We start from the raw sequence: 14,539 nt of genomic DNA on the forward strand, positions 1-14,539 counted from the left end.
TTTATTCCCTGCCGCTTTGCTTCCCGAAGTCTACACTTCTCACAAGACGCCTCTGATGACGCAAAAAAGTCGAATAGATCCCGGGGGTGACGCGTTTACTCCCAGCCCCCCTGACTGAGATCCTGAGATGCTACGACGCCTGGTGATATTGCTGATTCTGGTTTGTCCGTGGGCGTTAGCTGCCCCCACAAGCTACCTTATCGACACCGAAAATACCGCCATTCGGCTTTCGTGGCATGCCTTTGGCGGTATTCTTTCCTGGGCGACATTCAGCGGCGTGACGGGTGCCGTAACGCTCAATCCGGATAACGACCTCGACGACCATATCCACGTCACCATACCCGTGGCAACCCTGGTGGCCTCAAACAAGCTGCTCACCTGGCAACTGAAAAGCGATATGTTTTTTGATGCAGAGCATTACCCGACTATCGAGTTCATCAGCTCCCGGGTGGTCGCCCAGGGCGCCGGACGGTTCAGGGTGTTCGGCACGCTGACCGTACGCAATATCGCCCGACCGGTGCTCCTGGAGGCGATGGTGAAAGACCCGCATGCGCAGGCCCTCACGCTGGATGCCACCACCGCGATATCTCGCGCGTCCTACGGGATGGATAAATTCGCGCTGGTCGTTGACGATCGGATTGCCATCGCCATTGCGATACAGACGAACACGGTGCCGTCATCCTGAGATCGCGCGCTGCAGCTGTTCCGCGTTTTCCCGCAGGTGAGACGACGGGTTGCGGCCAATCAGGACAAACTGGTAGCCCGCATCCTGCCACCACGCCAGGTTCATAGTGTGCCGCTGCTCCTGACGCAAAGAGGCCGTTGTCTTCTCATCGACAGGAGAGATGCAGAGCGCCATCGGGCCGTAGTCGGCGTTGATCCACGCAACCTGCGCGATCGAGGTGGTTTCATAGCGCAGCATGCGCACCATTTTAAGCTCTGCTCCCTGCAGGGTTAGCTGCGCCATCTGCAGTTTTATACCGATATCCTGCGCGGCCCGTTCCAGCCCGCGCTGCAGGACCGGCGCGGCGCTGTCCATATCCAGCAGGGTCTCCACGCTGTACAGGGACATATATTGTGCTTCAAGGTCGCGGATATGGGCGTTCTCATCGTCAGGGGCGAAAGCGGGACGCAGCAGATACCCCAGCCCGGACCCCACCAGCAAAAAACTGACCGAGGCGGCAATCAGCGCCCGCCTGCTGACGCCGGGCGGCGTGGAGGCCTGCGGGTCGGGAAGTGCCGCCAGACGCGCCTCCATCTCTGCCAAAGGCGCGTCGTCCAGCAGGGAGGCAAACGCCCCGGCGTAATCCTCGCTGCTTTTCATCAGCTCGGCGGTCCGCCCGGAGAGGCGTTCGTCACGTTTCAACTGTTCTTCAAACTGCTGCGCGTCGGCGCAACACATCTCGCCATCTATCCATGCCACGATAGCTTCGTCGTTATAGGGCGGTGTAAAACGGTGCGAGTTCAAGAGCGTTTCTCCTTGACCGGAGGCAATACATCGACGGATCTGGCAAGCCTTGCCCGTGCCGTGGCCAGCCGGCTCATCACGGTACCGACTGGCACCGCCAGGGTGTCCGCCGCCTCCTGGTAGGTAAAGCCTTCGACATAAACCAAAAATACCGTGTTTCGCTGGGCTTCAGGCAGCGCGTTAACGCGCTGCATCACCTTCAGGTAATGCAGGCGCGTCTCAGCCTGCTCACGGGTGTCCGGCGCCAGAAGCTCGTCGCTGGCGACAAACCCCTGCCCCTGACGAACGTGCCGTGCCCGAAGCTCAGAGATCCAGATGGAGTGCAGGATCGCGAACAGCCACCTGTCGATGCGTGTACCCGGCGTATACTGGCTGCTTCTTTCAAGCGCGCGCACGCAGGTGGACTGAACCAGCTCTTCGGCGATATCCCGGTTTCGCGACAACACCAGCCCATAGCGCCAGAGGCGCGGCAGGTGTGCGGCAAGCTGTTGACGAACCTCACGGCTAGCGATGGGTTTTCCCTCCACGAGAAAATCAGGATTCCGGATGTCCGTTGATGGCGGCCTGCAGGTCACGGTACTCCTCGCAGGAGTGGCCACAAATACCGGCAATCACCTTCAGTTGTTCTTTCGCGAGGTCAGGCCGTCCTTTCACCATCCACGCTTCGCCGAGGTATTCCCGGGCTTTGGCATAATTCGGGGCGATAGCCAGCGCACGCTGGTAGTAACCAATCCCTTCATCCGTGCGGCCAAGCTTACGGGTGGCATACCCGCGATAGTTCCACGCTTCTGCCGTGTTGCCGTTTTTCAGGGAATCCAGCAGGTTCAGCGCCGCCTGGTACTCTCCTTTTTTCGCGAGATGGTACGCATAGTTGGTTTTGTCCTGGTCGCTGAGGCTGCTGCTCTTGTCCGGCACGCATTTCTGCGTGGCGCTGTCATACACCTGTCCGGACGGACAGTCAGGCGTTTTGCTCTCGGTACTATTATCGCCCATGGCCAGCGCCAGCGGAGACAGCAGGGAAAAAATCAACAGCGGGACAAGACGAAACGAGGTGGTATTCATAGTAAGCTCCTGAGTCAAAAGAGAGTGACATCAGTAAACGCCCGGCTGATGATTTTTATTCATTTTCCGGTTCATTTTTTTACTGTCTTAACATCAGGCTGACGTTATCGCCGCAGTGAAAATGAATCAGGTTATATTCATTTTTGTCTTCTTAATGTTATTCGTTTCGCGTGATAGCAGAAATTCAAGCGGGCATGAAAATATATTTCATTTTTCAAGTAACATAATATATCTTATATCAAAAACGTTACCCTAACTTAAATGCACATTAAGCACGATTAAATAGTACCGTTTTTAATTATTTTTAACCCGCCTCCCTACCAATTATCACACTACATCAAAACAGGATTAAACAGCGCCTGGCCTTCACACAAAGATGTTTAAAAACATAAAGATAGATAAGTGATTTTATAAACAACATGAATGCATTAATACACCTTTGATTTTTACCTCGTTATTTCCCAACGCTTAAGTTGCAGATTCAGAGTTTTCTGGCTATATCATTTTTATATCCTCAAAAACCAATTCCTCTATTAATTACAGGGTTTTATACGACGCAAAACACGAATTAAAACTGATCGCTTTCATATGTCATTAGATTCGCTCTGATGTTGCCACTCTGAATCCTGGCGGGCATCGTGCGCCCTAAAAATAACGGTGAGTGCTGCTTTATAACAGCCACTCCGCCGGGAGCGCGCTTTACCCTTCACGCAGATGGCTCATCTCGCTCGCCGTTCACGACAACGCTGCTGGAGTCAAAAATAAATGAGCCAAATCTCTGTTATATCGAAACTTACCGGTGTGGAAACCACCACGGAAGGCACTCAGGTAACCCTGAACCATTCCTCTATCGTTGAGCTTAAGGTTGAGCGAGCTAATGTGGCCGATTTCGCCCGCAGCGGTAACGATCTGGTGATCACGCTCCACTCCGGCGAGGTGATTACACTTAAAAATTTCTACGTCACCGATGCGCAGGGGGCGAGCCAGCTGGTTCTGCAGGACAGTGAAGGGGTGCTGTGGTGGGTCCAGGATCCCGCCGGTGCGGCCACCTATGAATCCATTGCCTCTACAGACGTCCTGCTTGCGGCGTCAGGCAGTGATGCCGGTGGTGCCGCCATCTGGCCATGGGTACTGGGTGGCATTGTCGCCGCGGGCGGCATCGCGGCGGCGGCAAGCACCGGAGGCGGTGGTGGTGGAGGTGACGATGACAACAACTCGAACCCCGGCACGCCGACAAACCCTTCCGATCCGGATACCACGCCGCCGAATGCCCCAACCGGCCTTCAGTTCTCTGCGGACGGTAAAACCGTCACCGGTAGCGCCGAACCTGGCAGCACCATCACGCTGAAAGACGCCAACGGCAACGTGATCGGCACCGGCAAAACTGGCAGCGATGGTAAATTCACCGTCGACCTGGGAACACCGCTGACCAACGGCGAACAGATCACCGCCACCGCAACGGATCCGTCGGGAAATACCAGCCCGGGCACGACGGTGACCGCCCCGGACACCACCGCGCCGGATGCCCCGGATATCCTGATCGTGAACGACGATGCGGGCGCCACGGCTGGCCCGCTGGAAAACGGCCAGCGTACTGATGATGCCCGCCCGACCTTCAGCGGCATCGGCGAGCCCGGCAGCACCATCACCCTTTACGATAACGGCAAGCAGATTGGCACCACCAAAGTAGATGCCAAAGGGAGCTGGAGCTTTACCCCCACCAGCGATCTCGCCAACGGCAGCCACACCATCACCACCACCGCCACCGATGCGGCAGGCAATACCAGCCCGGCATCCGGTGCCGTTAACTTTATCGTGGATACGGTCGCGCCAGGCGCACCTGTTATCACCAGCGCAACGGATGATGTCGATCCGGTGACCGGATCAATCAGTAACGGCGGCAGCACCAACGATCGGCGACCACAACTCAGCGGCACCGCAGAGGCGGGCTCCACGGTGACCATTTATGATGGCTCTGTCGCCATTGGCACGGCGGTTACCGGCAGCAACGGCGTCTGGACCTTCACTCCGCCGGTGGATCTCAGCGAAAGCACGCATCAGCTTACCGTCCGGGCAACGGACGCCGCCGGTAACACCGGTCCGGCGTCCCCGGTCTACACCATTACTGTCGATCTCACCGCGCCAGGCACCCCGACTGCGATTGTGCTGAACGATGATACGGGCCTCATTAAAGGGGCGATTACCTCTGGCCTGTTCACCGATGCCTCTCAACCGATTCTGGCAGGGCGAGGCGAGCCCGGCGGGACCATCTCCCTCTACGATAATGGCGTACTGGTGGGCACAATTAAGGTCCAGCCTGACGGCACCTGGAGCATCAAGCCAGACAGCCCGCTTGCAGAGGGGGCCCACTCGATCACCGTACAGGTCACCGACGCGGCCGGTAACACCAGCGCGATGTCGCAGCCGATCACCTTCATTGTGGATACCACTCCGCCAGCCATGCCTGTCATTGCCCTTAACCCTGAGGGCACGCAGATCACCGGCACCGCCGAGCCTAACAGCACCATTGTGATCACCAACAGCGACGGCGTTGAGATCGGCCGCACGACGACAGACGGTAACGGTAATTTCGTTGCCACGCTGACGCCTGCGCAAACCAACGGTCAGGAGATCTCTGTCGTGGCCTCCGACGCCGCAGGTAACCAGAGCCCGGCCGCCACCGTCACCGCCACAGACACCACCCCGCCTCAGGCACCTGGCAACCTGCAGGTCTCGGAGGACGGACAAAGCGTCAGCGGCACGGCGGAAGCTGGCAGCACCGTCACCATTAAAGGGCCGGACGGCACGGTTATCGGCACAACCACCGCCAATGATGATGGCACCTTCAGCACGCCAATCAGCCCGGCCCAGACCAACGGTGAGGTGCTGACCGTCATCGCGACCGACGGCGCCGGCAATGCCAGCCTGCCGAACACGGCCACAGCACCCGATAACACCGCTCCTCTGGCACCGGACAACGTGGTGGTTTCCGGCGATGGCACCACCGTTACCGGAACCGCAGAAGCGGGCAGCACCGTAACCATTCGCCAGGGGGATGTCATTGTCGGCCAGGCCGTTACCGACGACCAGGGCAACTTTAGCGTGACGCTGAATCCGCCAAAAGCCAACGGTGAAGCCCTGACCGCAGATGCAACCGACCCTGCCGGTAATACCGGGCCAACCACGCCAGCTCTCGCGCCGGACATTACCCCGGCGCAAACCCCGGTGATTGTCTCAGTTGTCGATGACGTCCCGGGCACCACGGGCACCATCACTCAGGGCGGGCTGACCAACGATGCAACGCCAACCATCAGCGGCACCGGCGAGGCGGGCACGCGGATCTATATCTACAGCGGCAGCGATCAAATCGGCACATTTATCATTCCGGATTCCGGTCAGTGGAGCTTTACCCCAAGCGTGCATCTGCATGAAGGCGGCCATGTGCTGAGTGCGAAAGCCATCGACGCGGCAGGCAACGTCAGTGGAACCTCTAACACCTGGAGTATTACGGTCGACAGCGTCGCCCCTGGCACGCCGGTCATTACGCAGGTGGTGGACAATGTTGAAGGCCGCACCGGTGCGCTTGACGTGGGTGAAACCACCAACGACCCGACCCCGACGCTCAACGGCACCGCCGAACCGGGCGCGACGGTTACCATTCGTCTGGACGGTAACAGCATTGGCACGACGGTCGCCGACAGCAACGGCGCATGGAGCTTTACCCCCGCCACCCCGATTAACAATGGCTCACATACCTTAACCGTCGTCGCGACCGATGCGGCAGGTAACAGCAGTTCACCTTCCGGCGGCTTTACCTTTACCGTCGATATCACGCCGCCGCCTGCCGCGACCATCGCCACCGTGACCGATAGCGTGGGCGACGTGCAGGGCCCGCTCAGCAGTGGCGATACCACGGATGACACCCTACCGCAGCTGCAGGGCAGCGCGCCAGCGGGTACCATTATCACCATCTATGACGGCGATACCCTGCTCGGTACCGCTGACCTCGACGGCAATGGCGGCTGGAGCTTTACACCAACGACTCCGCTCACCGATGGCCCGCATTCGATCACCGTCCATGCCACGGATGCCGCCGGGAACACCACCGTCTCCGATCCGTTCGAGCTGGTGGTGGACACCGTCGCGCCTGCTACGCCGGATACCCCGGCCGTAACCGTCAATCCGGACGGCGGCACTACCGAGGTCGCGCTGAATCCGGGAGAAGTTACCCGCGATACCACCCCAACGCTGAGCGGCACCGGGGAGGCGGGTGATACCGTCGCTATCTATATCGGCGGCGTCAAAGTTGATGAGGTCCCGGTAGGCAGCGACGGCAACTGGAGCTGGACGCCAGCGACCCCGCTGGATAACGGCACCTATGACATCACCCTCACCGTCACCAACAAGGATGGCGCGGGCAATGAAAGCGCCCCGTCCCAGCCGGTGACCATCACCATTGATACCGACGCACCGGCCACGCCTGATGCACCTACCGTCACCGACAGCGTGAGCCAGATAACCGGCCCGGTTGCCGATGGCGAAACGACGAACGATCCGCGTCCGGTACTCAGCGGCACCGGTACGGCAAACGACGTGATTATTATTTATGACAGCATTAATAATCAGCCTGCCACCGAAGTGGGTCGCGTCACCGTAGACAGCAATGGCAACTGGAGCTGGCGTCCTGAGAGCGATATTGACGAGGGAAGCCACCAGTTTACCGCCACGGCGACAGATGAGGCGGGCAACGTTTCGGCCACCTCACCCGGCATTACGATTACCGTTGATACCGTGGCACCGGACGTTCCGGTCATTGGTGCCGTCGGCGGCGGAGCAAATGGCAGTACGATCACGGACGCCACGCCTACCGTCGGCGGAACCGGCGTCAACGGCGAGAAGGTGATCGTCTATAACAACGGCGCCGAGGTGGGACGTGTTGACGTAACCAATGGCGAATGGTCCTTCACCCTGCCGGCCCAGACCGACGGTCCGCTTAACATCACCGTGGCGGGCGTTGACGCGGCGGGTAACGTCAGCGCCACCAGCCCGGTCTTTACCGTCACGCTGGATACCGTTGCGCCTGAAATACCGCAGATTAACGCGATCTCAGACAGCCAGTTCGCAAACGGCACGCTTTACACCCGCGACAGCACGCCAACCCTCACCGGTACAGGCGAGCCGGGCAGCACGGTGATTGTCTCCGTGGATGGCACGCCATCACCTGTGCAGGTGACGGTACAGCCGGATGGCAGCTGGAGCTGGACCGCGGGCAGTACGCTGTCGGATATCCCCCACACCTTTACCGTCTCTGCGGTTGACCCGGCAGGTAACGCCTCCGGCAGTTCAGCTCCGCTTAGCGTAACGGTGGATACCGTCGCGCCGGCAGACCCGGTCAATATCAACGTGGCCGCGCAGGGCACGCCACTGACAGGTACGGCGGAAGAAGGTGCCACCATCACCGTAAAAGACGGTAATGTGGTCATTGGGACCGGTGTCGCCGCCGCTGACGGCAGCTTCTCCATCGCACTCAGCCCGGCCCAGCAGGACGGTAAAACGCTGACCGTGATCGCCACCGATGAGGCAGGCAACGGCAGCCCCGGCGCGAGCTATACCGTTACCGGTACGTTGCCAGGTCTGCCGGATGTACCGATCATCACCGACATCACTGACAATATCGGGGACGTAACGGGCAACGTACTGGGTAAAACCTCGGACGATACCGCCCCGGTCATCAGCGGAACGGCCCCTGCCGGCAGTCTCGTCACGCTCTACCTGGACGGCAGTTTGATCCCGCTGACCACAATTTTGGTGGGGTCAGGCGGCACATGGAGCTATCAGCTGCTCGTACCGCTGAGCGCTGGCGATCACTTCTTTGAAGCGACTACCACGGCCAACTTAATCACCAGTGGCCGTTCCCCGGCCGCCACGGTGACCATCGACCTCACCGCCCCAGACACCCCAACCATAGGCGCGGTGATTGATGATGTCGCGCCGGGCACCGGCCCATTGACCAGCGGCCAGGCCACCAACGACAACCAGCCGACCCTTACCGGCACCGGCGCGGTGGGCGATACCATCTCCGTTTACAGCAACGGCGTGCTGCTGGGGACCACGCAAGTCGGCAGCACGGGCACCTGGAGTTACACGACGCCTGTGCTGGCTGAGGGTAATAACGTCCTGACCATCCGCGAGACCGATCCGGCCGGAAACCAGAGCGGAGATTCGACGGGCTTTACCATCGTGGTTGATACGCTCTCCACCACACCGGTGATCACCAACGTCACCGATAATGTCGGCAACGCCCCCACCACCGTGGTCAGCGGCGATCCGACTAACGACGCGACGCCAACGATTACCGGTACGGCAGATGCGAACAGCGTCGTGACGATCTTCGATGGCGGCACGCAGATTGCCGTGGTCACCGCGGATGGCACCGGCGCATGGTCGTTTACCCCTGAAACCGCCCTCGGTGAAGGGCTGCACAGCTTTACCGCTATCGCCACCGATCCGCAGGGTAACGTCAGCCAGGTCTCCAATACCTGGGGCGTGGTGGTCGACCTGACGGCTCCCGGGGTTCCTGTGCTTGATACCGTCAGCGACAACGCGGCGGGCGGAATTGTCGGGAATCTCACGACCGGCCAGGTCACCAATGACGCGACGCCAACCCTCACCGGGAGAGGTACCGCGGGCAGCACCATCCACATTCTGAACAACGGCGTGGAAATTGGCACCGCCCCGGTAGACAGCAACGGCAACTGGAGCTTTACCCCTAACCCGGCGCTGGGGGATGGCAGCTATAACATCCGTATCAACGCCAGCGATGCCGCCGGGAACGTCTCCGCCAACTCGCCGGTCTTCGTCTTCACTGTCGATACCACGGGCCCTTCCGCACCGGGGATCACCAGCGTGATTGACGATGTCGGCCCGGTCACCGGTACGCTCACGTCGGGTAACAGCACCAACGATGCGCGTCCAACCTTCAACGGCACGGGCGAAGTCGGTTCCACGGTGCATATCATTGTGGACGGTAGCGAAATTGGCACCGCGGTGGTCAACGCTCAGGGGAACTGGACCTTTACCCCGGGCACCGCGCTCGCCGAAGGGTCGCACGCCATCACCTTCAACGCCACCGACGCCGCAGGCAACACGGGCGCCACCACGGCACCGTTTAACCTGACGGTGGACACGGTCGCCCCGTCAGCACCGGTGATCTCCACCGCGGCGGACAATGCCGGCAGCGTGCAGGCCCCGCTCACCTCCGGCCAGAGCACCGATGACACCACGCCAACGCTGACGGGCACGGCGGCGGCCAATGCCACCATTACGATTTACGAGAATGGTCAGCCGGTCGGCACCGCCACGGCGAACGGCAGCGGCGCATGGAGCTTTACGCCGTCCACACCGCTGGCGAATGGCAGCCACACCTGGACTGCCACGGCCACCGATGCGGCGGGCAACGTCAGCCCGGCCTCCTCTGGCTTCACCCTGGTGGTGGATACTACCCCGCCAAACGCGCCGGTTATCAGCCAGGCGATTGACGATGTGGGCAGTATCACCGGCGCACTCAGCTCCGGGCAGACCACCGACGACACCGTGCCGCGCCTTGTCGGAACCAGCGAGCCGTTTGCCACCGTCAATATCTATGAAGGTGCAACACTTGTGGGAACCGGCACCGCGGATGCCAGCGGAAGCTGGAGTATTCTGCTTAACACCACCCTGGCGACGGGCGCGCACAGCTTCACGGCCCGCGCGACGGATGCGGCAGGCAACACCAGCGTTCCGTCAGCAACCTTCAGCCTGACTATCGACACCACACCGCCTGCGCAGCCTTCGCTGAGCAGCATTGTGGATGACGTCGGTAATGCCGCCACGCCGATCGCCAACGGCGGATTAACCAACGACGCGCAGCCGACCCTGACCGGTACGGCGGAAGCGGGCGCGACGGTGAAAATCTTCGATAACGGCGTGCAGATTGGCAGCGTGACCGCCACCGGTGGGGCGTGGAGCTTTACGCCAACCACACCGCTCGCGAACGGCCAGCACAGCCTGACCTTCACCGCCACGGATGCGGCCGGCAACGCCAGCACCCCCACCACCGGGTATGTGATCAACGTCGATGCCACCGCGCCAGCGGCGCCGGTCATCAGCTCGGTCGTGGATGATGTGGGCAGCATCACCGGACCGATAACCGGCGGCAACCCAACCAACGACGCGCGTCCGACGCTGAACGGTACCGCGGAAGCCAATGCCACCGTGCGCATCTACGACGGTGCTACCCTGGTTGGCACGGTCACCGCTGATGCCAACGGCAACTGGACGCTGCCGCAAACCACCACCACACTGGCGGAAGGCTCTCATACCTTTACCGCCACCGCCACGGATGCGGCGGGCAACACCAGCGTGGCATCGGCCCCTACCACCATAACGGTGGATCTGACCGCGCCTGGCGCACCGGGCAGCCTTGCGGTCATCACCAACGGGACGCACGTGACCGGTACCGCCGAAGCGGGCAGTACCGTCACCATCACCAGCAGCACCGGCACGGTGCTCGGTACCGCAACGGCGGACGGCAGCGGCAACTTTAACGCGACCATCTCCCCGGCACAGACCGACGGTGAATCCCTGCTGGTCTACGCCACCGACAAGGCGGGTAACGCCAGCCTCAGCGCCTCGGTCACCGCGCCTGTTACGCCGATCCCGAACGCGCCGGTTATCGCCAGCATCAACGATAACGTGGGCACCGTGACCGGCAATCTGACCAACGGCAAAACCACTGATGACACCACGCCAACCCTGAGCGGGACGGCCCTGGCGGGCTCCACCGTCACGCTGTATAACAACGGCGTGTCAATGGGCACCGTGGTGGCCGACGGTTCGGGCAACTGGAGCTTCACCACTCCGGCGTTAGGTGAAGGCGCTCACGCCTTTACCGCCACCGCGAGTAACAGCGCCGGTACCAGCCCGGTCTCCGGCGCGACCACCGTGATCGTCGATCTCACCGCCCCAACGGCGCCGACGGGCACCTTCAACGCCGACGGCAGCGTGTTGACCGGCAACGCGGAGGCCGGCAGCACCGTCTCCATCCGTCTTGCTGACGGCACCACAGTGACCACCACCGCGGGAAGCAACGGGACCTACAGTTACACCTTCCTCAACAAACAGACGGAAGGTCAGACGCTGCAGATCACCGCCACCGATGCCGCGGGGAATACCTCGCAGCCGGGTTCAGCCCTCGCGCCAGTGGTGCCGCTCTCCGCCAGCAATAACGTCGAAGAGCTGGATCTCAGCACCACCGCCACCGTCACCAACAGCCAGTACAGCGATTACGGCTTCCTGCTGGTGGGTGCGGTGGGCAATGTCCTGACGCTGCTGGGGAATGACACCGCTCAGGTGGACTTCACGGTAGGCAGCGGCGGCAGTGCCGACATCGTGGTGAATGCCAACGCCACCGGCGCCGTGCTCTCTCTGCTCAACACCCTTGAGCTGGTGGTGCAGCGTTTCGACAGCGTTAACGGCACCTGGACCACGGTGGTCGATACCGGCCAGCCGCAGTTCGCCGACCTGCTGACACTGGGGGCCACCGGCGTATCGCTGAACCTCACCGGGCTGGCTAACGGTGACTATCGCGTGCTGAGCTATAACACCAACCTGCTGGCCACCGGCTCGTACACCAGCCTCGACGTGGCGGTGAAAGAGACCAGCGCGGGCACCGTCACCGGCGACACCAGCCTGAACGGCAACGTGATCCTCGATACCGACCCAACCGCGGGGAGCGACAACGCCCCGGCAGGCACGACGGTCTCCGCCGTCACCAACGCGCTGGGGGTCACCACCAGCGTGAACGCTGACGGCACGGTCGTACAGGGGCAGTACGGTACGCTGACCATTAACCGCGACGGCAGCTACACCTATAACCTCACCGACACCAGCGCCGCGGTGATAGGCCGCACGGAGAGCTTCACCTACACCATTACCCATAACGGCATCAGCGCGTCGGCAAACCTCGTGCTGTCGCTCGGCGCGGGCGGCGTAACGAACGGCATTGTCGCCGTTGACGATACGGCTTCCCTGACCTTCGACACCAGCGTACACGCCATCGACAACGGTACCTCGTCGCAAAGCGGCTTTACCCTGGTGGGGATCAATCTCGGCAACACGCTCGGGCTGAACCTGCTGGACGACATGACCAACCCGATCATCTACAACGTGGAGGAAGGCACCACCCGCACCATGACCATCCAGGCCTCCGTAGGCGGCGTGGCGCTGGCGTCGGTGTTCGATCTGTACGTCTATAAGTTCAACAACGCCACCCAAACCTTCGAGCAGGTTCGCGTTGAGTCGGGCTGGCTGCGCGCCCCGCTGCTGGGCGGCACGTCACCTCAGCTGACGCTGAACCTGCCTGCCGGGGAGTATCTGTTCCTGCTCAATACCGCGGCGGGGATCACCGCGCTGACGGGCTATACGCTGAGCGTTCTGCAGGATCATGTCTACAGCGTGGCGAGTATCAGCGAGACAACCACGGGCGACGTGCTGACCAATGACCCGGTTCCGGCAGGAACGGTGGTCTCGGAAGTGAACGGCGTGGCGGTCAACAGCAGTGGCACCACCACCATTCAGGGGGAATACGGCACGCTGACCATCGATTCGTCCGGCCAGTACACCTATACCCTGAAGAGCGGCATGGGCGCGGACCATATCAGCACCCCGGATACGTTTGTCTACACCATCACCGCGCCAGACGGGTCGAAGGATACGGCGACGCTTAACATCACCCCAACCGCGCGGGCGATGGATGCGGTTAACGACGTCAGCGCCGCGATGGACGTGACCTCGGTACACCACACGTCGACCTACTCCGATACCACCGTCGGCAGCGCCCAGTGGACGACGGCGCTGTTCTCGTCCACCCAGGGCAGCGGAAGCGGCACCTTTGTGGTGGATCCAAACACCGCGCTGCATAACGCGTCGCTGCACTTTAGCGTCTCCTCGCTGCTGGCGCTGGGCGGTCTGACGGTGAACTGGGCGATCAGCGACGCCAACGGGGTGATCCGTAACGGCTCCTTCAGCGGCGGTTCGCTGCTCGGCGGCAGTATCGACGTTCCGCTGACCGGGCTGGACCTGAGCGCCGGGACCTATACGCTGAGTTATACCGGCAGCGTACCGGGGCTGAGCGTGGGCACCATCACCATTACCCCAAGCGTCAACGGCACCACCTACTCGCTCAGCCAGTTCGACGCGACCAGTGGCCACACGGTTGACGGCAACATCTTCGACGGCACGGATTCCGCCGGGGCGATGGATCAGCTGCACTCGGTGGACACCCGCGTAAGCATTACCGGGTATAACGGCGTGACCACCACGCTGGATCCGTATACCGGCAGCACCACGGTGAACGTGGTGGGCCATTACGGCACGCTGGCGATTGGCGCGGACGGCCACTACACCTACACCCTCAATACCGGGGTGTCGCTCTCATCCATCACCTCGAAGGAGACCTTCAACTACACCCTGACCGATGCCAACGGGAAAACGGACAGCGCCACGCTGACCATCAATATGGCGCCGCAGTTCATCAGCTCTGAACATAACGACGTCATAACCGGTACGGCCTACGGCGATACGCTGATTTACCAGGTGCTGAACAGCACCGCAGGCAACGCCACGGCGGGGAACAGCACTGGCGATCACTGGACCAACTTCTCGCTGGCTCAGGGGGACAAAATCGACATCGGCGATCTGCTGGTGGGCTGGAACGGTAGTGCCTCAACGCTCGGTAATTATCTCCATGTTACTAATAGTAATGGCAATACCGTGATCTCCATCGACCGTGATGGGACAGGAACCACCTACGCTAATAGTGCACTCGTTACGCTTGATGGCGTTCAGACCACCTACGACGAGTTAGTCAACCAGCACCACATCGTTACCTGATAGCACCTGTAGTACCTGACCCGGGCGCACAGCGCCCGGGCATAAACAATAAAGCTGTACTTATTTTATTAGGGACAT

5 protein-coding genes are annotated in these 14,539 nt (G+C 61.0%); 2 read left to right on the forward strand and 3 right to left on the reverse strand.

Annotated features, from left to right (window positions below):
• Positions 1-127: 127 nt before the first annotated feature.
• On the forward strand, positions 128-685 hold the full coding sequence (locus SP99_RS17180; RefSeq protein ID WP_047959289.1) for a YceI family protein: 558 nt from the start codon (positions 128-130) through the stop codon (positions 683-685).
• Here the strand turns inward: SP99_RS17180 and SP99_RS17185 are convergent.
• From SP99_RS17185 to SP99_RS17195, 3 genes are read right to left on the reverse strand one after another with little or no spacing between them, the layout of a single operon-like run.
• Positions 677-1,468: an anti-sigma factor family protein gene (locus SP99_RS17185; RefSeq protein WP_047959290.1), complete on the reverse strand. Its 792-nt coding sequence runs from the start codon at positions 1,466-1,468 to the stop codon at positions 677-679. The two genes, SP99_RS17180 and SP99_RS17185, sit on opposite strands and share 9 nt — an antisense overlap.
• A complete protein-coding gene (locus tag SP99_RS17190; protein WP_082137917.1) occupies positions 1,465-1,995 on the reverse strand; it encodes an RNA polymerase sigma factor in 531 nt (176 codons plus the stop codon). Before SP99_RS17190 ends, SP99_RS17185 begins: the two co-directional genes overlap by 4 nt.
• A 7-nt stretch (positions 1,996-2,002) precedes the next feature.
• Positions 2,003-2,530 (reverse strand): tetratricopeptide repeat protein, encoded by a 528-nt coding sequence (locus tag SP99_RS17195; protein ID WP_047959292.1) that lies wholly within the window; start codon positions 2,528-2,530, stop codon positions 2,003-2,005.
• 765 nt (positions 2,531-3,295) lie between these two features.
• Here SP99_RS17195 and SP99_RS17200 point away from each other — a divergent pair.
• Positions 3,296-14,461, forward strand: coding sequence for a BapA/Bap/LapF family large adhesin (locus tag SP99_RS17200; RefSeq protein WP_047959293.1), 11,166 nt, complete (start codon positions 3,296-3,298; stop codon positions 14,459-14,461).
• The last annotated feature ends 78 nt before the right edge of the window (positions 14,462-14,539 follow it).

This window comes from Enterobacter sp. BIDMC92, assembly GCF_001030225.1.
GTDB classification, from domain to species: Bacteria; Pseudomonadota; Gammaproteobacteria; order Enterobacterales; family Enterobacteriaceae; genus Enterobacter; species Enterobacter sichuanensis.

What these genes read in the sequence shown, in the direction of transcription:
- SP99_RS17180 (WP_047959289.1), top strand. Translation starts at nt 128, where the DNA reads ATGCTACGACGCCTGGTGATATTGCTGATTCTGGTTTGTCCGTGGGCG.
- SP99_RS17200 (WP_047959293.1), top strand. Translation starts at nt 3,296, where the DNA reads ATGAGCCAAATCTCTGTTATATCGAAACTTACCGGTGTGGAAACCACC.
- SP99_RS17195 (WP_047959292.1), bottom strand. Translation starts at nt 2,530, where the DNA reads ATGAATACCACCTCGTTTCGTCTTGTCCCGCTGTTGATTTTTTCCCTG.